23 protein-coding genes are annotated in these 21,215 nt (G+C 48.3%); 18 read left to right on the top strand and 5 right to left on the bottom strand.

The window, feature by feature from the left end:
• Positions 1 to 203 precede the first annotated feature (203 nt).
• Both H6760_04085 and H6760_04080 read left to right on the top strand, forming a co-directional pair.
• The gene (locus H6760_04085; GenBank protein ID USN53317.1) at positions 204 to 581 is read left to right on the top strand and encodes a hypothetical protein; all 378 of its coding nucleotides are present in this window, start codon (positions 204 to 206) and stop codon (positions 579 to 581) included.
• A 9-nt stretch (positions 582 to 590) separates the two neighbouring features.
• Positions 591 to 800, top strand: coding sequence for a hypothetical protein (locus H6760_04080; GenBank protein ID USN53316.1), 210 nt, complete (start codon positions 591 to 593; stop codon positions 798 to 800).
• Positions 801 to 830: 30 nt separating this feature from the next.
• On the opposite strand, the gene H6760_04075 is transcribed toward H6760_04080, so the two are convergent.
• On the bottom strand, positions 831 to 1,529 hold the full coding sequence (locus tag H6760_04075; GenBank protein ID USN53315.1) for a glycerophosphodiester phosphodiesterase: 699 nt from the start codon (positions 1,527 to 1,529) through the stop codon (positions 831 to 833).
• Positions 1,530 to 1,554: 25 nt separating this feature from the next.
• A complete protein-coding gene (gene uvrA, locus H6760_04070; protein USN53314.1) occupies positions 1,555 to 4,446 on the bottom strand; it encodes an excinuclease ABC subunit UvrA in 2,892 nt (963 codons plus the stop codon).
• Between the two features lie 124 nt (positions 4,447 to 4,570).
• On the opposite strand from uvrA, the gene truB reads away from it, so the two are divergent.
• The 4 genes from truB to H6760_04050 all read left to right on the top strand — a co-directional run bounded on the left by truB (position 4,571) and on the right by H6760_04050 (position 8,867).
• Positions 4,571 to 5,257: a tRNA pseudouridine(55) synthase TruB gene (truB, locus tag H6760_04065; protein USN53313.1), complete on the top strand. Its 687-nt coding sequence runs from the start codon at positions 4,571 to 4,573 to the stop codon at positions 5,255 to 5,257.
• Between the two features lie 261 nt (positions 5,258 to 5,518).
• The gene (locus tag H6760_04060) at positions 5,519 to 6,967 is read left to right on the top strand and encodes a L,D-transpeptidase/peptidoglycan binding protein (protein ID USN53312.1); all 1,449 of its coding nucleotides are present in this window, start codon (positions 5,519 to 5,521) and stop codon (positions 6,965 to 6,967) included.
• Between the two features lie 100 nt (positions 6,968 to 7,067).
• On the top strand, positions 7,068 to 8,018 hold the full coding sequence (locus H6760_04055) for an IPT/TIG domain-containing protein (GenBank protein ID USN53311.1): 951 nt from the start codon (positions 7,068 to 7,070) through the stop codon (positions 8,016 to 8,018).
• Positions 8,019 to 8,081: 63 nt separating this feature from the next.
• On the top strand, positions 8,082 to 8,867 hold the full coding sequence (locus H6760_04050; protein USN53310.1) for a C39 family peptidase: 786 nt from the start codon (positions 8,082 to 8,084) through the stop codon (positions 8,865 to 8,867).
• Positions 8,868 to 8,925: 58 nt separating this feature from the next.
• On the opposite strand, the gene H6760_04045 is transcribed toward H6760_04050, so the two are convergent.
• The gene (locus H6760_04045) at positions 8,926 to 9,135 is read right to left on the bottom strand and encodes a hypothetical protein (GenBank protein USN53309.1); all 210 of its coding nucleotides are present in this window, start codon (positions 9,133 to 9,135) and stop codon (positions 8,926 to 8,928) included.
• A 148-nt stretch (positions 9,136 to 9,283) separates the two neighbouring features.
• On the opposite strand from H6760_04045, the gene H6760_04040 reads away from it, so the two are divergent.
• On the top strand, positions 9,284 to 10,120 hold the full coding sequence (locus H6760_04040) for a restriction endonuclease (protein USN53308.1): 837 nt from the start codon (positions 9,284 to 9,286) through the stop codon (positions 10,118 to 10,120).
• A gap of 384 nt (positions 10,121 to 10,504) precedes the next feature.
• On the opposite strand, the gene H6760_04035 is transcribed toward H6760_04040, so the two are convergent.
• Both H6760_04035 and H6760_04030 read right to left on the bottom strand, forming a co-directional pair.
• Positions 10,505 to 10,783, bottom strand: coding sequence for a hypothetical protein (locus H6760_04035; protein ID USN53307.1), 279 nt, complete (start codon positions 10,781 to 10,783; stop codon positions 10,505 to 10,507).
• A 699-nt stretch (positions 10,784 to 11,482) separates the two neighbouring features.
• Entirely contained in the window at positions 11,483 to 11,959 is a 477-nt protein-coding gene (locus H6760_04030) for a hypothetical protein (protein USN53306.1), read from the bottom strand.
• A gap of 297 nt (positions 11,960 to 12,256) precedes the next feature.
• Here H6760_04030 and H6760_04025 point away from each other — a divergent pair, with 297 nt between their 5' ends.
• From H6760_04025 to H6760_03975, 11 genes are all read left to right on the top strand, one after another.
• On the top strand, positions 12,257 to 12,667 hold the full coding sequence (locus tag H6760_04025; GenBank protein ID USN53305.1) for an Rrf2 family transcriptional regulator: 411 nt from the start codon (positions 12,257 to 12,259) through the stop codon (positions 12,665 to 12,667).
• A gap of 3 nt (positions 12,668 to 12,670) precedes the next feature.
• Positions 12,671 to 12,919: a ferredoxin gene (locus H6760_04020; GenBank protein ID USN53304.1), complete on the top strand. Its 249-nt coding sequence runs from the start codon at positions 12,671 to 12,673 to the stop codon at positions 12,917 to 12,919.
• Entirely contained in the window at positions 12,916 to 13,668 is a 753-nt protein-coding gene (gene sufC / locus H6760_04015) for a Fe-S cluster assembly ATPase SufC (GenBank protein USN53303.1), read from the top strand. Before H6760_04020 ends, sufC begins: the two co-directional genes overlap by 4 nt.
• Positions 13,665 to 15,065, top strand: a complete 1,401-nt coding sequence (sufB, locus tag H6760_04010) for a Fe-S cluster assembly protein SufB (GenBank protein USN53302.1) — start codon at positions 13,665 to 13,667, stop codon at positions 15,063 to 15,065. Before sufC ends, sufB begins: the two co-directional genes overlap by 4 nt.
• Positions 15,066 to 15,069: 4 nt before the next feature.
• On the top strand, positions 15,070 to 15,717 hold the full coding sequence (locus H6760_04005; GenBank protein USN53301.1) for a SufD family Fe-S cluster assembly protein: 648 nt from the start codon (positions 15,070 to 15,072) through the stop codon (positions 15,715 to 15,717).
• Complete coding sequence (locus H6760_04000) at positions 15,710 to 16,036, top strand: non-heme iron oxygenase ferredoxin subunit (GenBank protein ID USN53300.1); 327 nt, start codon at positions 15,710 to 15,712, stop codon at positions 16,034 to 16,036. The genes H6760_04005 and H6760_04000 overlap by 8 nt, the downstream gene beginning before the upstream one ends.
• Positions 16,033 to 17,265, top strand: coding sequence for a cysteine desulfurase (locus tag H6760_03995; protein ID USN53299.1), 1,233 nt, complete (start codon positions 16,033 to 16,035; stop codon positions 17,263 to 17,265). Before H6760_04000 ends, H6760_03995 begins: the two co-directional genes overlap by 4 nt.
• Position 17,266: 1 nt before the next feature.
• The gene (locus tag H6760_03990) at positions 17,267 to 17,632 is read left to right on the top strand and encodes an iron-sulfur cluster assembly scaffold protein (GenBank protein ID USN53298.1); all 366 of its coding nucleotides are present in this window, start codon (positions 17,267 to 17,269) and stop codon (positions 17,630 to 17,632) included.
• Positions 17,633 to 18,056: 424 nt separating this feature from the next.
• Positions 18,057 to 19,523: a hypothetical protein gene (locus tag H6760_03985; GenBank protein ID USN53297.1), complete on the top strand. Its 1,467-nt coding sequence runs from the start codon at positions 18,057 to 18,059 to the stop codon at positions 19,521 to 19,523.
• Positions 19,524 to 19,666: 143 nt separating this feature from the next.
• Complete coding sequence (locus H6760_03980) at positions 19,667 to 20,350, top strand: DsbA family protein (GenBank protein ID USN53296.1); 684 nt, start codon at positions 19,667 to 19,669, stop codon at positions 20,348 to 20,350.
• Between the two features lie 76 nt (positions 20,351 to 20,426).
• The gene (locus tag H6760_03975; GenBank protein USN53295.1) at positions 20,427 to 21,209 is read left to right on the top strand and encodes a DsbA family protein; all 783 of its coding nucleotides are present in this window, start codon (positions 20,427 to 20,429) and stop codon (positions 21,207 to 21,209) included.
• Positions 21,210 to 21,215: the final 6 nt, after the last annotated feature.

Genomic DNA, 21,215 nt, shown 5'->3' with positions numbered 1-21,215 from the left:
ACTACCCTTCGTCGTCCTTCTTCAAAGAAGAGGACATTTATGACGAAGTAGTTAGTCGATTCGTTGTACTGATCACGTTTGAGCTGTTAGCAGGTAACACAGCCTTGGAGTATGTCTCCCGGGCTGTGTTTGCATTGACAAAAGTCGCGTAAAGTGATACCTTCTTACGTTAGTTTTGTACCTTGGCAATATGGGAGGACGAGATGCGAAAGTGGACTGCTTTGCGTGTTTGGTACGTGATTGCCGCGATTCTGGTGGCGATCCCGTCCGCGATGTATGCGTACCGCGTGCATCATGAGTGTGTGCAGGAGGCAGCGAGCCTCACTGCGTCGCAGTTTTCCGCTGAGGTCATGGACAAGGTTCGCGACCGCTACGGAGACGAGGCGGCTGAGCGCTATGCTGTAGGTGAGGAAGCATTCCCATCTGCAGCAAATGACGTGATGCTAACGTACGCATTCGCTCCATACTTCTGGCCTCCAGCTGTCTTCATCTTCTGGTTGGCTGTTGGCTGGTTCCTCTTCGGCTGGCTGTGGATGCAGCCCATCCTGTGGCTACAACGACGTCGAACCGCTACACCTTAGGGAGGTGAGATGATCAAGAAGATTCTGTACCGCACCTTTCTTCTCCTGGGTCTTGGGTACGTCGTGTACTCGGCCCATCAGGTCTACGTCTCCTCGGTGGAGATGGGTGGACCTGAGCCTGGATGCGACGCCCTTCTCGTGCTTTGTGTCGGCTTGTTTGCTCTCTTCTGCATTGGTGTGCTCATCGAGCAGGTCGACGTGCGCATCTCGCGTCGCTGATATCACCGCTCGTCTTGTCCTGAACTTGTATCAGGATGAGGCGGGCGGTTTTTCTATTTCTTGTATGCGATCAGGATAGTTTGTGATTATCCCGTCTACTTTTAGCTGCAGCATCCTTCTAATATCGCGAGGTGTATTTACAGTCCAGGCAAATACCTTGTAGCCATATGAATGAGCACGACCTACTGTTTTATGCGTTAAATTTCTATGGTAGATATTAATTGAGCTTACCGAGAGCTGCTTTGCTTTTTCCCAAATGCCAAGAGGAGAAAGTGATAGTAAGCCCAGAGGTGTTTTTGGGTCCTGCTCTCGTAGGTCGTTCAGCTCAGAAAAATGAAAAGAAGAAATAAGGAGCTTAGATCGCATTGTTTTTTTAAAAAGAAATTGAGCGAGCGCTCGACCGCTTCCTTTCCCTTTTAATTCTATATTCACAAAGCTACCTCTCGGTGTGTGTTTTAAGACGCTGTCGAGAGTTGGGATTTTTTCTTTAGCCCCGGCGTCCAGTTTTTGCAGCTCTGAGAGCGTGCAATTGGCAATCCGGCCGTGCCCATCAGTAGTCCTTTGTAGTGTGGCGTCATGGATTACTACAAGCTCCCCAGATCCGCAACAATGGACGTCAAGCTCGATTCCGTCTGCGTGTAGCGCAAATGCCCTTTGAAAAGCTCGAAGGGTATTTTCTGGTTCGTAGCCTGAGGCGCCACGGTGGGCAATGATTAGTGGCTTGGACATTAGTCCCAGTATACCACTGGGATTCTTATGCGTCCTTCAGCATGTCCTTGAGGTATTGGCCGGTGTAACTGGCTTTTACCGTTGCCACATCGCGTGGAGTACCCTCAGCGACTACTGTGCCACCTTTTTCACCACCCTCTGGGCCCATATCAACAATCCAGTCAGCTGACTTAATCATGTCCAGGTTATGCTCAATCACGAGGACGCTGTTTCCCTTATCCACCAACTGATTAATAACGTTGAGCAGTGATTGTACATCGTGGAAGTGGAGGCCAGTAGTTGGCTCATCGAGAATATAAAGTGTCTTACCCGTAGCGCGGCGAGATAATTCTGTGGCAAGTTTCACACGTTGTGCTTCACCGCCTGATAGCGTAGTTGCTGACTGGCCGAGGTGGACATAGCCCAGACCGACATCGTGCAGGGTTTTTAACTTCTGATGGATTGCTGGAATGTGGGCAAAGAAACGCATAGCTTCTTCGACAGTCATTTCTAGCACATCAGAAATAGTTTTGCCTTTGTAGTGAATTTCCAGCGCCTGCGGGTTGTAGCGCTTTCCTTTACATTCTTCACACTCAACATAGACGTCAGGCAAGAAGTGCATTTCGATCTTGGTCAGCCCGTCGCCCTCACAGGCTTCACAGCGCCCACCTTTTACGTTGAAGCTGAAGCGACCAGGGCTGTAGCCGCGGATCTTCGCCTCCGGCACTTGGGCAAAGAGGTCGCGAATGTAGGTAAAGACGCCGGTGTAGGTTGCCGGATTTGAACGAGGGGTGCGTCCGATCGGTGATTGGTCAATCGTGATGACTTTATCAAGATTTTCCAAGCCCTCAATGCTGTCGTGCTTCTCAGGAATATCTTTTGACTTGTAGAAGTGCTGGTTGAGCGCGCGGGCCAAGATGTCAGTCATTAAAGTTGACTTACCTGATCCAGACACGCCAGTAATGCAAACGAACTTGCCTAAAGGAATAGTGACGTCAACATTTTTCAAGTTAAAAGCCTGGGCACCTTTTACACCAATTGATTTGCCATTTCCTTTACGAAATTCCTTAGGGATATGGATAGCCTTTTTGCCAGAGAGGTATTGTCCGGTTAAGGAATCTTTCACCTTTTCAATTTCCTTGGCTGTTCCCTGCGCGACTACGGCACCACCGTGCTCACCAGCCCCTGGGCCAATGTCAATCACATCGTCAGCCGCGCGGATGGTATTTTCATCGTGCTCAACCACGATAACAGTGTTACCAAGATCACGGAGTCGCTGGAGGGTGGCAATGAGCTTATCGTTATCACGTTGATGCAGACCAATGGATGGTTCATCCAAAATGTAAATAACGCCAACCAGGGATGAGCCAATTTGGGTAGCCAAACGGATGCGCTGTGCTTCTCCACCAGCTAGGGTAGAGGCGGCGCGATCAAGCGTGAGGTAGTCGAGTCCGACATCAGAGAGGAAGGTGAGTCGTGCCACAATTTCTTTGAGAATCTGGCTGGCAATTTTTTTATCACGTTCGCTTAAGCTGAGCTCGGTCTTCTTTTTACCAGAGTTATTTGTGATACCAGTGAAAAATTCTTTTGATTGCTCAATAGTCATTTGCACTATCTCGGCAATGCTTTTTTCCGCCACGGTGATACCTAGCACTTCTGGTCGGAGGCGCTTGCCCTGACAGGTAGGACAAGGAAAAACGCGCATATAGCGTTCAATTTCACTGCGGATATATTCTGACTCGGTTTCCTTATAGCGACGCATGAGATTCGGAATCACTCCTTCAAAAGTGGTCATAAATTCTCGAACTTTGCCTGAAGCGTTCGCATTGTTGACGTCAAACATTTTATCGCCCGTGCCATACAGGACAATATCCAGTGCTTTCTTTGGTAAATCCTTAATCGGTGTATTTGTGTCGAAATTATTTGCCTTGGCTACAGCCTCTAAGATTCGGAAGTACCACGTTTGGTTGGCTGAGGTGCGTGACCAGGGTCGAATTGCTCCCTCCGCTAAGGTGAGTCGGTTGTTTGGGATGACGAGGCCTGGGTCAATTTCCAGCTTGGTGCCGAGTCCGGTACAGTCAGGGCAAGCGCCGTGCGGAGAGTTAAAAGAGAAGTTACGTGGTTCAATTTCCGGCAAGTTGATGCCACAATCAGCGCAGGCAAAGTGCTCGCTGAAAAGACGATCCTCTGCTTTATCCATATCGTGGATAACGACAATGCCGTTACCAAGGTCGAGGGCGGTTTCTAGTGAATCATATAAGCGAGTTTTTTCCGCTTTTCCTTTTTCCTGATCATCAACACCCATGACCAAACGATCAACGGTGATTTCAACCGAGTGTTTCTTCTTTTTATCTACTTCTAGGTCTTCGGCCTCTTCAATTGAGTAGAGCGTGCCATCGAAGCGGACGCGGGCATAGCCAGCCTTCCGGGCTTCTGCTAGTACATTTTTGTGCTCACCTTTTTGATCGCGAATGACCGGTGCCAGAATTGCAACTTTGGTATTCTTTGGTAGCGCTAGTACCTGCTTCACAATTTGATCGATCGTTTGCTTGGTAATTGGCTTGCCACAATTTGGACAGTGCGGAAGTCCGATGCGTGCATAGAGCAGACGCAGGTAGTCATAAATTTCCGTGACTGTACCAACAGTTGAACGGGGATTATGCGAGGTTGATTTTTGGTCAATGGCGATTGCCGGCGATAGTCCATCGATGCTATCAACATCCGGCTTATCCATCAGGCCGAGGAATTGTCGAGCGTAGGCTGAGAGAGACTCAACATAGCGACGCTGACCTTCGGCATAGAGTGTATCAAAAGCGAGCGAGGATTTGCCGGAACCAGAAAGACCGGTAATCACGACAAGCTGATTACGTTTGATCTCAACGCTGAGATTCTTCAGGTTGTGTACTCGGGCTCCCCTGACTCGGATTGAATCTTCCATAATTTGTACGGGCAAAAACTCGCAAGCAGTATACACCTGATGTCAAGCGCGGTCAAGGGCTAACAGGAAAGTAGCAAATATGCCTTGTTGTCACTTGTTACGTGCCCCCTGTACACTTATGGGTATGGAAGGATTTCTCCTTATCGATAAAGCTGCAGGTATGACTTCGCACGATGTGGTGAACCGGGTGCGACGATCCAGTGGAGTGCAACGGGTGGGGCATGCTGGCACGCTTGACCCCTTTGCTACTGGCTTGCTTATAGTCGGAGTGGGACGTGCCGCGACAAAGCATTTGGGTGGACTTACCCTAGATACGACTAAGACCTACGAGGCCACCCTGCGCTTAGGTGCTCGAAGTGATACTGATGATTGTGATGGAGTGATTACCGAAACAGAGGATCTGCATCCATTACGGAAGAAGGATATCCTGCCAGCGGTAAAAAAGTTTCAAGGACCGATTCGACAGATTCCTCCAGCGCTTTCGGCTATTAAGATCCGTGGCGTACCAGCCTATCGTCGCTTGCGGCGCGGCGAGGAAGTAGAGCTACCTGAGCGGGAAGTAGAAATTTATGCCATACGTATCCGTACATATGCATGGCCAGAGCTGAAGCTTGAAGTAGAGTGCTCGTCAGGTACCTATATCCGCACCTTAGCGCGTGACATTGGTGAGGCTTTGGGATGCGGCGCGTACTTACGTGCATTGCGACGTACGGCAATTGGCAAATGGAATGTACGAGACGCCAGCACCTTGTCAGATCTTCAGGGCGCAGACTTCACACAACATCTTCGGCCTATTACTTTCTTTGCATAAGTAGACACACAGATAAGGCGTCTCTGCCTTGTCGTGATTTTTATTAACCGCCCTCTCGCTTCCTCCCGTCATTGCGAGGAGAGAGTCCAGCGAACGACGAAGCAATCCCGTGAGTTTGAGTAACGAGATTGCTTCATCCCGATATGCATCGGGATTCGCAATGACGGGTGAGAGGGCGGGTAGATAATATTGACTTTCGACGATTTTTTTGCTATACTCATATATGAAAAGTCAAAAAACAACACAAATTTCACATTACAAATGCACAAGGGGGTACGCTATTCTCCATCTCGAGAGCAGACTTCGCGCTGGCACCAGTCGCGCATTTTTCTATGGCTAAGCGCGCCGCTCTCCGTGGTCGCAGTGTTAGCGGTACTGTCTTTTGGCTATGCGCAACTCCTACAACAAAAAATTTACCCGGGCATTCATATTGGCCCGGTTGATGTGGGCGGTTTAGCAGTCGCACAGGCGGAGGCAGCAATTGAGCAATACGTAAGTGACTACGCTCAGCAGCCTATTACTATCCGCTATGGTGAAGAAGCTTGGACGCCTCGCTTTAGCGATTTAGGTTTAAGTGTTGATATTACGCAGACAGTAGCACAAGCTTTTCACACTGGCCGTACAAGCTTGTTAGGAAAATGGTTTGTGCCACCAGTGCACGCTGGATCAGACAATGAAGTACTTGCCAGCGTTGTGATTCATGAGCCTGAGCTCGATGCCTATCTATCCTGGTTGGCTGAGCAGCTTGATCAGGCGCCGCTACAACCAACTCTGGTACACCATGGCGGAGATCTACAATTCCGTGGTGGTAAGACAGGTAATGTGCTTGACCAGGATTTGTTAAAGGCACAACTTTTACAGCAGGCGATTCGATTAGATGAGACAGATATTTCCGTTGCCTTTGTAGCTGCTGAAGCAATGCAGGACACTGCTATACTGCAGCCCTTAGCTGAGCAGGCAGCCGATCTCCTCAGTGCTCCACTTCGCTTAGTGAGCGAGGACGAGGAATTTGAAATGACAGAAGACGATGTATTACCTTGGCTAACAGTTAGTGAAGATGAGGATGGTTGGCACCTCGCTGTTCTCTCAGAGACAGCAAAGAAGTTTTTTGCAACGCGACTCGCTACACTTCGTCAGGAGCCTGTGTCAGAAAAACGATACGAGTCAGTGGCTGAGACAAAGCCAATCAGTGAGGGGAAGGATGGTCGCGAGGTAGATATTGATCGACTCATTACTTTCTTAGATGCACAGTGGATCGGTCAGGGTGAGAACGAAATCACCATTCCCTTTCATACCATCGCAAAGTCAACAGAGTATTTAGAGGTAAGTGCGCCTCGCAATGAGGGTAAGCTTATTTACACTGACTTAGATAAGCAGACCATGTTTGCTTTTCAGGATGGTGTATTGCAATACTACACACTAATTTCCAGCGGTCGTCCGGCAACACCAACTATTCCAGGAGAATATAAGGTGTACACCAAGGTGCGTCGTCAGGTTATGAGCGGGCCAGGTTACTATCTCCCAAACGTAGAATGGGTTATGTACTACAACGGCGACTATGGTATTCACAGCGCATATTGGCACAATAATTTTGGACATCCTATGAGTCATGGTTGTTCAAATCTACCAACTGATGCTGCACAGTGGATGTACGAGTTTGCCGAAGTGGGCACACCAGTGATTATTGTTGGCGACACGCCGCGTTCGTAACAGGAATTCAGGAGCATCGATAAAAGAGTGGAGGCTCGCTTCGAGGCTAGACTTTTATTTGTGTTACACTTATGAGGCAGATAAATATACGGAGGATACAATGAAAAAGAACATAATGTTCTTCAGTGAGATCGCTATAGTGAGCTTGGCTATAGCGCTGTTTTTTGCTTCTTCGGCTCAGGCTGAAACACATTCATTATCAGATCCAAGTGTAGTTTATACTTCAGATAGAAGCGCGGTTTTTTCTGTACAGTCAGATGATACAACTGATTGGGTTGATTTAGGGATTGAGTTAGGCGTTGAGTCCGGTCAATATACGCAGAATATAGATGGAGGAACCTATACTATAGCTGATGATAATAAATTTTATTATCTCATTAGTTCTCTGGAGGGAGTGTTGCAGCCCTCTCAAAAGTATTATGTTCGGTTTGTGAATAGTGGCGTTGTGTCAGATGAAATAAGTTTCACGACTAAAGATACGGGATATGTACGAATTGATAGTCTAGAGCCGAATACGGGTTGGTACGATGATGAAGTGCATATTCGAGGTCAAGGATTCGGTACACTTCAGAGTGGAGGCATAGTCTATTTCGGTACCTGTAGCATCAATCGCACTGATCAGGGTTGCGCCACTATTCTTTCATGGGATGATAATGAAATTGTTGTAAAACCTTTTAATACTGATTATGGAAATTATGCTGTTACTGGACAGGTTGGTATAAGAAAAGAAAAGGCGACAGCTGGGTCTGGAATTGCCGAGCGATTGATTGTAGCTGTGGAAGGGCCAAGTTTTACTTTTGAGCGACCAAAGAATACTTCGCTAGACTTAAAAGAATCCCAAGAGAAGAAGGAAGAAATAAGACAGGCTTTAGATATGCCTGAATTAAGCAGTGATGATGAAAATACTATACAGACAAGCGATGTATATCCAGCAACAGAAACAAATGTAGAAGAAGAACAGTCAAAAGATTTTACATTGGCTTGGTGGCTGGGCGGAGGAGCATTAGGAATTTTACTACTGGCGCTACTCTTCCGTAAGCAGCTCGCCTAGTCTCCTTAATAGCAGACATTGGGCATTGACGTGCTACAATAGTCTTGCTATACTCGCACGTCTATGAAAAAGGGAATCATCATTATTATCGCGTTAGTGCTTTTACTCGGGCTTGGCTATTGGCAGCGCGGCTGGATTCGTGATACTTGGGATTCGATCTCTACACCTGAGTTACCAGAGCCTACTGCGAAAAATGCAGTCGTGAATACGAGCGTGGAAAACAGTAATAGCACAACTACCAATACGGCAATTACAAACACAGTCGTTACTTTGCCGGACGAGATAAATTTAGACGTGCCTTTTTCATCTCAGGCGCCTTTTGCCAATTGGGATTTACCATACCAAGAAGCCTGTGAAGAAACTGCTGCGCTTATGGTACAACGTTATTGGGAGGATGAGCCGCTTACGAAAGAAGACGCTGATCGTTCCATTTTAGCGATTGTAGATTTTGAGGAGCAGCACTATGGTTTTTACCAGGATACAACCGGCGAAGAGACGGCACGCTTCATTCGCGACCTATGGGGTTATGAAGTAGAGGTGAGTACCGGCGATGCGGTGACTGCTCTTGCTATTAAGCAGGAGATTGCACAAGGCCATCCAATTATTGTATTAGCTGCTGGTCGCCAGTTAGGTAATCCAAACTTCACTTCACCAGGTCCGATTTATCATGCCTTAGTAGTGAAGGGCTACACAAAGGATGGGCATTTTATTACCAATGATCCTGGTACGCGCAACGGAGCTGACTACGTCTATGAAGAGAGTGTGCTTATGAATGCCATTCACGATTGGAATGGCGGGGATGTTGACCATGGGCAAAAGGTCATGTTGGTAGTGACCCCAGCAAAATAAAAAAAGCACCCAATCCTTAGTCCAGCTCAGCTGGATTTTTTGGATTGGGCGCGAAGGGCTAGCCGACCTGCCGATCGTTGTCGACAGGCTCCTGAGCCACCGGCACGATCTCGACGTTGTCGAGACTCCAGGTGGTCAACTTGGTCTTACCGTTGCTCTCGCCTCCCTCCATCGTCCTCCTGACGTGTACGTGCAGCGGATCGCCCGTGACCCTCAGCGGTTCGGTGACCGTAGCGGTGAGACCGCTCCGCAGATTCCGCACCGTCATCCCAGGCCTAAGTTCAGTAGCTGCGAGCGTCATCTACTCCTCCTCCTCTGTTCTAGCGGTTGATGTCAATGCTCCAAAAGCAGTCTGACCTTAGCGATTTTTATAGAAATGTCAAGACTATACCCTAAGTACGTGCTACAATATACCTATGCGCATCCGTAAATCATCCGGTGAATACCAGATTTTTCAGCCAGAGAAGTTTATTCAGTCTTTACAAAATTCTGGAGTGCCGGGTACAGTGGCCCGAGGTTTGGCTGAGGAAATAAGTTTAAAGCCAAAACTCCATAAGTCGACGCAAGCGATTTTTTCCTATGCAAAAAGTCGACTAGCCCAGCTCAATACCAAGCAGGCCATGCGTTATGGTTTGAAACGAGCGATAATGAATCTTGGTCCGACCGGGTTTCCTTTTGAACAATACGTCGCGCGTTTGTTGAGTGCCTTAGGGTACAGCGTGCAAACTGATCAATATGTTCGCGGCTTCTGTGTTTCACACGAGGTTGATATTTTAGCCCGCAAGAATGGTCAGCTGCATCTTTTTGAGTGCAAGTATCATAATCGACGCGGCATGAAGACTGATGTAAAGGTGGCGCTCTATATTAAGGCACGCTTCGATGACATTGGAAAAGCTTTCCAAGCCAAAGAAGATGAACAGCGCCTGGCCCCTAAGAAGCATGTCCAGCATGCCTGGCTAGTTACAAATACGAAATGTACCACCGAAGCAATGAAATACGCCCGTTGCGCAAACGTGCACATTCTTAGCTGGGGTCATCCGGCTGATCAAAGTTTACAAAAGCTTATTGAGCAGACAAAAGTCTATCCTATCACCATTCTCATGAGTTTAGACTCGAGTATGAAATCGAAGCTTTTCCGAATCGGAGTGGTTACGATACAGGAGTTGTTAACCTTAACGGATATGCACGGTTTCACTACTCAAGAACGGAAGCGGATACAGGAGTTGCAGCAACAGGCGAAGTTATTGAAATAGTTTTGAGTTTAGGAGACTTCGGAACAAGTCCAGAGTGACAGAAAAAGAAAGAACCAGGAGACCGGAGTCAGCTGGTTCTAGGTGAAGGTGCATAGTTTACCCCGAGGGATGCCCCAAGGCGTGACTTTCGAGAAACTGCTCAATCTCCGGCACGGTGAGGAGCATTTGCTGCCCTGAGCCGTCCCGACAATTGCAGGTGACCAGGACCTGATCACCGTCGTTGAGTTCGTCGGGTTGCTCGTCAACTCTGACGGCCGCATGCTCTGCCGCGAAGGCAAGGAGCGTCTCTAGAGAGGGATGCTCTCCTAGCTGGATTACGACGCAGTTCTTGACTTGCTTCGATGGTGCCGTAGCGGCTACGGTATGCATGTAGTCTCCTTCCGGCTATTCCACCGAAGCGTGGTGGCCTGAGTTGTGATCGCGGAGAAAGGCGATCAGTTGGTCATGGTCAGCGAAGCGAGGTCTGTCTCCGCCCGGACATTCGCAACAAATCAAGACGCGTTCTCCATCGCTAGCCTCGTCTTGCGGCTCGTCAGGCTCGATGGCCTGAACCTCGCGAGCGAAAGCGTAGATTTCCAGAATATCTCGGTTCTCATCTCCTTCGATGACAACGCAGACCCGGACGTGCTCGTTGCCGTGTTCACCAGCGTTGACTGCTTTCATTCCCCCTCCTCTTTGGGCGAGTTTATTGGATGACCAGAACGATGTTCGGTGAGAAAGGACTGGAGCCTCCTCACACTAAGTAGCTGAGGTCGAATTTCAGTGCAGGTGCATCGCACCAGGACTTCATTTCCCTCTGAACAAGTAGCTTGGTTGTCCTGAGCAAAAGTGCGTACCGCACTTGCTCTAGGCCTTTCTTCTACGTCGATGACAACGCAGTTCGTGATCCCCCAGTGGAAGTGCATTGCATCAGCGTCTTCGTTCCGCATTCATCCTCCGTTGATTGTGCAGGTGCGTGAGACCGGGGAATATAGCAGACGATACGCTTTGTGTCAATGGAAAAAGGAGCCCTCAGACAGATGTCTTCGGGCTCCGGGGTTCGTCCGTTTCGACGGTGTAATTGCCGGTGGAAGGCCCCGGCGCAGGACGAGTTGGATTCCTCTCGTGCGAGAGAGGGCTACTGGGACCGGCGACCCAGGCTCGCATACCTACGCGGGCAACGCTTGAGTTTTGTCAGCATCGAGGGAATACCTCCCATTCGTTGTGACGTGGCGCGATGATGCGCCGATTTCCAGTGGTTGACGTTGTCCGGGACTACATATGCGGTCACGAACAACGGGATAAGTTAGCACGGTCTAGAAAAACTGTCAAGCATATAAGGAAAGACCAGCTTCAAGAGAGAAGCTGGTCTCGAATGTGGCCTTAGGCGATTCGGCATTCCTTGCCTAGCCAAGTTGCTACGCAGAAGCGTTCCTCATCCAGACACGCGTACAGGAGTGGGTCATAGACCCGTCCGGTATTGTAACGGAGGTCTTCGACCTCGAAGCGAGCGCCCGGTGCTACCTCCTTGATCCTGGCGATCTGTAGCTGTACAGGATCGGGAAGTACGCCTGGGTAAGCGCACCACTCTGTTTCGATTTTCCAGGTCTGCCAGCGGACGTAAGTTCGCAACTGCAGGCGACAGCCGAGGATGAGGTTTGCAGTCAGGTAGACCGACGAAACAAGTAGCGAGCAAGTCGCCGCGAATTGAGCCGGACCAGGTACCGCCAAGTAGATGGCAGACACTATCACGAATATCGCGGCGACCTTAGCGCTGATGTGGAAGAAGCGCCTGAAGCGCGCATCTCGACGAAGCGTTGGTTCGCACTCAGCGCGACGTGCACGCTTGTATCTCTCCACATCAGCCTTGACGAAAGGTCTGATGTTGAGTTGGTTGAGCGCGATTGCCAGAGGGCGAAGTCGGGTTCCATGACGTAGTTGCTGGAAGCGGTGAGATCGACGTCGAGCGCAGGTCGGCCGACTCTTGCGAATTGGTGCCTGCACAAGGCTGGTCATCAGAGCGTCCATGAGTATTCCTTTCCTGCATGGGAACGGGTGTGAAAGAACGAGTATGGGGGTAGCATAGATTTTGCAGGCACTGCTTGTCAAAGTAGACGTTGACAGGCGAGTTTTTATATCTTAGTATTTTACTCAGATATGAAGTTTTCTACTAAAGGTGACTATGGCTTAGCTCTCATGCTCGGTCTGGCCAGGCAGCACGGTCAAGCCAGTCTTTCTTTGCGCAATCTCGCAGAGCAGGAGCGAGTGCCTTACACCTATGCTGAACAGTTAATGGTATATTTACGTCAGGCTGGTTTAGTAGAGAGCAGCCGAGGTAGTCAGGGAGGCTATCGTCTGACCCGTTCACCCAAGGAAATTAACGTAGGTGAAATACTGCATGCGGTGCATGAATTAGATGTGCTGGCTTGTGAACGGAGCGCACAGGGTTGCCCTCGGCAGGACTTTTGTACCACGCATGATATTTGGGTGCAGGTGCGAGAAGCAATGGAATCTAAGCTCAGCAAAATGCGACTTGATAAGTTACTCCATACTCAGGTAAGCTCATAACCTATGGCAGACAAGGACAAAAAAATCGGCAAGATTGAGCTAGATCAAGAAACCTGCATTAGCGCGGCCTCTTGCGTGGCTTTAGCGGCTAAGACCTTCCAACTCGATGGTCAAGGTAAAGTTGAGTTTGTCGATAAAGAGCATCCCATTGGTGATGAAGAAGAGATGATTTTAGAAGCGGCGAAGTCTTGTCCGGTGGATGCTATCAAGCTTTTTGACCAGGACGGCAAACAAATGTGGCCTGAAGTATGAGTGAGTTACGTATTTCGCAACTCCAGGCTAGCGCCGGCGCTAATCAAATACTCAAAGGGCTTGATTTAGTTGTTCGCCAAGGCGAGGTTCATGCCATCATGGGCCCCAACGGTTCAGGTAAGAGTACACTCGCTTCAGTGTTGATGGGTCATCCTCAGTATGAGGTGACCGGCGGTACTGTTACTATTGATGGGGAAGATATTCTTAGTCTGAGTCCTGATAAACGAGCACGACTTGGCGTCTTTTTAGCATTCCAATACCCGAGCGAGTTACCCGGCGTGAGTCTTTCTCAATTTCTTCGTCAGGCGTATAACGCCCAGCGTGAAGAAAAAGATCAGCTAGGTGTATTGCCGTTTCAACAAATGCTTGAGGAAAAGATTGCCCAACTAAAACTCGATCCGAACTTTCTCATGCGTGGAGTAAACGAAGGATTTTCCGGTGGAGAAAAGAAAAAGGTTGAGATATTGCAAATGGCGGTATTACAACCTCGCTTTGCCATCCTCGATGAGACAGACTCAGGCCTGGACATCGATGCCTTACGCATTGTATCTGAAGGCGTTCAGCAACTCCTAGGTCCTCAATTAGGCGTGCTTATTATCACGCATTACCAGCGCATCCTGAAATATATTACGCCGGATCACGTGCACGTATTAGCAAAAGGTAAAATTATTCGCTCAGGCGATAAGACGCTGGCTGATCAGCTAGAGGCAGAGGGTTATGATCGTATTTTGCGCGAAGCAAAAGTATGAGTCAGGCCAGTCAGGTAAAAAAGACCAATGAGTATCAATATGGTTTTCATGATCCTGACTCATCAGTGTATCGTTCTCAGCATAAACTAAGCGATGAGTTAATTCGTGATATTTCCGCCCAGAAGCATGAGCCAGAGTGGATGCGGGATTTTCGCCTGCATGCGCTGAAGCAATTTATGAAGAAGTCGATGCCGAAGTGGGGGGCTGATTTGTCACGTTTAGACTTTGATGCCATTACCTATTACGTGCGACCATCAGAAGCCTCAGCCGACAAATGGGATGAGGTGCCGGATGACATTAAGCGAACTTTTGACCGCCTTGGTATCCCGGAAGCTGAGCGGAAATATCTCGCTGGAGTTGGCGCGCAATACGACTCGGAAGTGATTTATCATAATGTGCGTGAGACGCTGGATAAGTTGGGAGTGGTTTTTCTCAGTATGGATGAAGGCTTGCGTCGTTATCCCGATTTAGTACGTGAACATTTTGGTACTGTTGTACCGCCGGGTGATAATAAATTCGCCGCCCTAAACTCCGCAGTATGGAGCGGCGGCAGCTTTGTCTATGTCCCTAAAGGTGTGAAAGTTGATCTTCCTTTACAGGCCTACTTCAGGATTAATACCGAGGCCATGGGGCAGTTTGAACGCACGCTCATTATTGCTGATGAAGGAAGTGAGGTGCACTATGTTGAAGGTTGTACGGCGCCAATCTATTCCAAAGCTTCTTTACACTCCGCTGTGGTAGAAATTATTGCCAAGCCCGGCGCTCGAGTTCGTTACACCACGATTCAAAACTGGTCGCAGAATGTATACAACTTAGTAACGAAACGCGCGATAGCCTTTGCCAACGCAACTGTCGAGTGGATCGATGGCAACATCGGTAGCTGCGTGACTATGAAATATCCCTCGGTGTATTTGATGGGTGAAGGGGCTCGGGCAGAAATTCTTTCCCTAGCATATGCGAATTCAAATCAGCATCAAGATGCTGGCGGCAAGGCGATTCATGTGGCGCCAAACACTTCTTCTCTTATTACCTCCAAATCTGTATCGCAGGGTAATGGTCGGACAAGTTACCGAGGTGTGTTACAGGTGCAGCCGGGAGCGAAAAACGTGCAGTCAAAGGTGAAATGTGACGCACTCCTCCTTGACCTTGAATCACGCACTGATACCTATCCTCGCATGGATGTGCATGAGTCAGCTACGATTGAGCATGAAGCAACGGTTAGCCGGATCGGACAAGATCAACTTTTTTACCTCATGAGTCGGGGCTTAAGTGAAGATGAAGCTGCGGCTATGGTGGTGAATGGATTTCTCGAACCGATTGTGAAGGAGTTGCCTATGGAATATGCGATGGAACTTAATCGCCTGATTGGTTTAGAAATGGAAGGGTCGGTTGGATAAGGCTATGCAAGAAAACACCCATCAATTCATTATTGATACAAATACTGCTGCAGCGATCGAGTCGCCCCAGGAGGTAGTGGTTCCTCGCGATAGTCGATTAACGTATGTGGCGTACTACTTAGGCGGTACTTGTCATCGTAAATTGCGTATTGTGCTTGAAGATGGAGCTGATGCACAAATCATTGGTGTCTTTGCGGGGGCTGGTGATGACCTTTTTTCCATTGATATTACGACGGAGCATAAGGGGAAAGGAAGCCAGGCTCGTACCTTACTGCATGGTGTTTTAGTTGAGCGTGCCAAGGCTGACTTCAAGGGGATGATTAAAATACTTCCGACTGGAAATCAGACAAATGCCTTTCTAGAAGAGCGAGTTATGGTCTTGAGTGAAGCAGCGCAGTCAGAATCTTTGCCGAGCTTAGAAATTGAAGCGCAGGACGTAAAGGCGAGTCATGCCGCAACGACCGGCGGTCTACATAAGGAGCAACTTTTTTACGCCTTGAGTCGAGGATTGCCAAGGCAAGAAGCTGGGCGTATGCTGATAGAGGGGTTTTTACGAGCTCCTTTCCTTGCACTCGAAGTAGCGGAGCAAGAAAAGGTATACTCGCACATTGCTTCTTATCTGATGCGTTTCCCACTCCCTGATAATGTCTGATTTCATACCAGTTGCTAGGGTTGAGGATATTCAGCCCGGCCAGAAACGTCGATTCGTGGTAAACGGGTTGGCGATCACGCTCATTAATTTGAACGGGCGCTTCTTTGCCACGCAGGATACTTGTACGCACGAATCAGCTTCTCTGACCGGTGGTGAGATAGTAGATGGATGTTTAGAATGCCCTCGTCATGGCGCGCGCTTTGATATTGCTACCGGAGCAGTACGAAGCCTACCGGCTACTCAGCCGATCCGCGTCTTTCCGGTAAAAGTTGAAGGTACTTCTTTACTCGTGTCATTAAATTCCCATCAAGCTATATGAGTACCCCATTAGACATAGAAAAGATCCGAGCTGACTTCCCCATACTTCAGAGGAAGGTGAACGGACACACTTTAGCGTATTTGGATAACGCTGCGTCTACCCAAAAACCGAAACAGGTTATTGAAGCTGTTGATCAGCTCTATCGCGTTCACTATGCAAATGTGCATCGCGGAGTGTATACCATTAGCGAAGAAGCAACCGCCGGCTATGAAGCTTCTCGACAAGCAGCAGCGGAATTTCTTCACGCGCCTAAGGCTGAGAATATCGTCTTTGTTCGCAATGCGACCGAGGGTATTAATTTATTGGCACATGCTTGGGCACGGAAGTTTCTCCATTCAGGCGATATAGTGCTTCTGACAGAAATGGAGCACCACGCGAATTTAATTCCCTGGCAGCTATTAGCTAAAGACAAGGGCGTGCAGCTACGCTTCATCCCAATTACCGATGAAGGTCGACTCGATCTTTCTCAGCTTGACGCATTGATGACCCCTGAGGTGAAGCTGCTCTCAGTCACGCATATGTCTAATGTCTTGGGGACTATAAACCCGGTAAAAGAAATAGTTGCAAAGGCAAAGACACATGGCATTGTCAGTATTATTGATGGAGCGCAGGCAGCTCCGCACATGCAGGTAAATGTCCAGTCAATTGATTGTGACTTTTATGTGGCCACTGGACATAAAATGCTTGGGCCAACTGGTTCAGGATTTGTGTATGGCAAAATGGAACGCTGGGAAGAGGCTGATCCTTTCCTGGGTGGCGGCCATATGATTAATGAGGTGACCTACACCGAGGCGACGTGGAATGCCGTACCATTCAAATTCGAAGCTGGGACACCTGAAATTGCAGGGGTGACTGGTTTGCAGCACGCCCTGCGTTATTTACAAGATTTAGGGTTAGAAAATATCTATGCGCATGAGATGGAATTAACCGGTTATGCGCTTGAACAGCTACAGAAGATTTCCGATCTTCAAATATACGGACCTCTCAATACTGAGGGGCGAGGCGGCGTGCTTTCCTTTAATATGAAAGGGATGCACTCCCATGACCTGGCATCAGTGTGTGATACCTACGGTGTGTGTTTACGGACTGGCCATCATTGCGCACAGCCTTTGGTGCGTAAGCTTGGTGCAGTGGCCACTGCTCGCATTAGCCTCTATGTCTATAACACCAAAGAGGAAGTTGATCGCTTAGTGCAAGCATTGCACGAAGCAAAAAAAATTCTCACCTAATATGGACCTCTATCGACAAGAAGTACTCGAACACACGAGGAGCCCAAAGAATTTCGGCACACTGGATGATGCTAATGTGCAGCAGAAAAATAGTAATCCCATGTGTGGCGATGAGATGCACATAGATCTTAGGGTGCTAGATGGCATTATCCAAGATATCCGTTTCAGTGGTGAGAGTTGTGCAATCGCTAAAGCCGGAGCCTCTATGCTGACTGAGGCGGTAAAAGGCAAAGCAGTGAAGGAGGTCATGCAAGGCACTAAGGAGGAGCAGTTAGCTCGCTTTGGTAGTCCACTCACTCCTAGTCGCCAAAAATGTGCCTTGCTTTCTTATGATACTTTGCAGCAAGCTTTGGCTCAGGTGAAATAAAGGGCTTGCATCTTTTTTCCTACATGTTAGGTTGAAAGCAGTTTTTTGATATTGAGGCGACATCCTGCCAGGGAGCCTGATCTGTGCGTCCCTAACGTAGCCCTACACCCTTCTGGGCTTTGTAGACAATCAACTACGTTTTTTCGTCGCCTCACTTCTTCAGCCACCCGTTCCTCAAACGGGAGCCACTATGCTGCGGGTTCGTTTCACGAACAAACATGGTGGTCCCCCCTCCGTTGTGGGCGGGTGGCTTTTCTTTTTCTCGATTGAGTGGACAAAAGTAGATAATTCTGCTACAATAGTAAAGTCTATGAGAAATACACGGGGGAATTGCGAGTCTCTTTGTTTGAAGAGATTTTTTTGTACCTAGACTTGATTTTTTTCACTTTCCATGCTATTTTCTCATGTTTCCTAGCGTGAATATATGGGACGTCCACTCCATCACCACTTAAAACATGCTTTTATCCCGCATGAGGGGAATAATCATCATCCCCATGCCTTGCGGTCAAAAGCCCTCAAAGTGTATGCAACGCTCCTTATTGGAGTGAAGCTTTTTGTGATGAGTATTGTGGCTTTTTATCCTGGCACCTCGTACGTCTCAAACGTGACTGTGCAGAATATCGTTGCGCTCACCAACCAAGCCCGTCAGAGTGCCGGCTTAGCTCCTTTAGCAGTGAATGGCCTCCTAGGACAGGCTGCGCAAGGGAAGGCAAATGACATGATTGTGAATCAGTATTTTGCTCATACAAGTCCGGCGAATGTGACCCCGTGGGACTGGTTTAAGCGAGCAGGGTATTCATATAAATTTGCTGGTGAGAATTTAGCTAAGGATTTTTCAACGGCCGAAACGCTGGTTGATGCCTGGTTAGCAAGTCCTTCGCACCGTAAAAATATCATGAATGCAAATTACACTGAGATTGGTATTGCGGTTTCCACTGGTGAAGTAAATGGTGTACAGACTATTGTGGTTGCACAGATGTTTGGCGCGCCTTTGCAGGTAGAAGTAGCCGCAGCACCGGAGCCCGCACCTGCAACTTCGCAATCCTCAAGCACACCAAGCATACAACAACCCAGCACTCCTACTACACCTAGCACGCCGACACCTCAGCCAGTAGTAAAGGCCGAGCCACCAATTACTCCGACTATTGCTTTTCCAAAACCGGAAAGCTTGTTAAATGTGGCGCAGCCGAGAGTGGCCGGAGTGACCAGTCCTAATGCTGTCGTAAAGGTGCAAGATGGTGAAACAGTGGTACTTGAGGTAAAGGCTGATGCCGAGGGTAAATACGAAGGTGATGTGACTGAGCCCTTGCTTGACGGTTCACATAGTTTAATTGCCTATGCGGTTGATCCGGACTCACAACTTGAGAGTGGCAGCACCGAGCCGGTAACTATTTCCATTGATACCCAGTCTCCACTTATTGCCCTTGATCGATCTGTCGTCTTACCATCCTGGGAACCGCGGACTGGTTATGATGTCTTTGCAACAGTCACCAATGACCCAGAGCATGTAGTAGTTCGCTATGGAGGAATCGAAGCGAATCTCCAACCGAGCGTTGACGGATATTACGGTCAAATTGATACACGAGGTAGTGCTCAAGCTGATAGCGCTATTTCAGTTATTGCGCAGGACGCAGCGCAAAATATTACCGAGGCTCCACTTATCACTACGGAATTCTTCGGTCGAATGGTTTTGGAGCCAAGCCGTCTGATCACTCCTGACACGCTTATTCAAATCGTCTTATACTCGCAGCGCTTCTTTGTTGCCTTCCTCATTTTCTTAACCATTGCGCTCGCATTGATGGTATTTATTCGATTCCGAGTGCAGCATCATCCAACTGTTGTCTACTCTCTGCTCTTGATGTACACGATCTCGATACTGCTTATTGTGTAGGCGCTGAAAATTCAAGCATCAAGTGCGCAAGTAGCAGGTGAATTTCCGTTGTTTCACTTTCTCGCTACATAGCGCTTTTTCTGCTACGATGAAGTCCCATGCAAGACGTGCCATCGTATGTACAAAAAAGTCGCCCTTGGTATATGAAACCATGGGTACTTGGTCTTGGCGCGCTTTTCATTATTTTGAGTGGCGGATACGTCGGGCTTACTATTCATTCCTTGCAAAAGGTTATCACTAGCGATACCAGTAGTTTTACGTTTAATACCCAGCAAAATCAGGGAGTAAACACAAATAGCAATCTCGATGCTCAACTGGTCGGTGAAAATGATCCATCACTCGGTCCTGCTGATGCTGCAGTAACTATTGTTGAGTTTGGAGATTACCAATGCCCCTATTGTAAGGAGGTGTTTCCAACCGTACGTCAGCTTATGAATACCTACAGTGGGCAAATTCGTTTTGTCTTTCGTGATTACCCAGTTACTGAGGCTCATCCACTCGCGTTATTTGCGGCTGAAGCAGGGCAGTGTGCTTGGGAACAAGGCTCAAATCAATATTGGTCGCTCCATGATCGTATGTTTATTGGACAAGACGAAATGACGCAGGAAAATATCCTGGCTTGGGCTAGATTAGCCGGAGTGAAAGAAGATGAGTTTACGAGTTGTATAACTAGTGGCAAATATGAGAATGAAATTTTGGACGATTTTTCCGACGGCTTGGATTTAGGGGTTCGTGGCACGCCTACGTTTTTTGTAAACGGAAGAAAAATTGAAGGGGCCCTACCTTTTGCCACTTTTCAGCAGTTGATAGAAGGGTTGTTAGAGTAAATTGACAATACGGGCTCAAAATTCGTATACTATCCATCACTTAGGCATTTCATTTTTTTCTTAAATTCTCGAGCACATGACACCATCTCCAGTAGTTCGTAACGTGCCATCGGGTGAAGGCTCACGTCCAGCCGGCATCCTCGATGCACCTCCCAAGACCACATTTATGTTGGGTCTTTTTGTTGGCGTAGCACTTACTGCGCTGGGCTTTATTATGTTTGGCGGTGGCGCTTCAACTGCAACAGTAAAGGGAACCGATACAGTGGCCGCAGCAAATACAAACACCTCTGCAGCTGCAGCCCCGACCGGCAACGCATCGGCTATTAGCAAGCCAACCAAGGATGATCATTACCTTGGCGCTGACCCTTCTAAAGCAAAAGTAGTACTGGTAGAGTTCTCTGATTTCCAGTGCCCATACTGCAGCAACCTTCACCCAACCTTGCAGCGAATTATTGATGAGAATCCTGACACTGTTTCTCTAGTGTATCGACATTTCCCACTCACTTCGATTCACCCTCAAGCGCTACCAGCGGCAAATGCTTCTGAATGTGCTGCTGAGCAAGATAAGTTTTGGGAGTTTGGCGATAAGATATTCGCAACGCAGTCTTCAATGAGCGACTCCTATTACAGTCAGGTAGCGAGCGATCTCGGACTAAACGTTGATAAGTTTAATGATTGCTACCAGAGCAAGAAGTATGATGATGATGTACAGGCTGATATGAGTGAAGGAGAACTCGCTGGTGTGTCTGGTACTCCGGCCACCTTTGTCTTACAGGGTGACGATGTCACTACTGGTCAATTGATTAGCGGCGCACTTCCGTACGCCAGCTTCAAATCAGTTATTGACCAGTTACTCTAGAACGAT

This window comes from Candidatus Nomurabacteria bacterium, from assembly GCA_023898465.1.
GTDB lineage: Bacteria > Patescibacteriota > Patescibacteriia > HK-STAS-PATE-3 > HK-STAS-PATE-3 > HK-STAS-PATE-3.
Note: the sequence above shows the minus strand (reverse complement) of the source record. Positions and strands in the feature narration are given on the sequence as shown.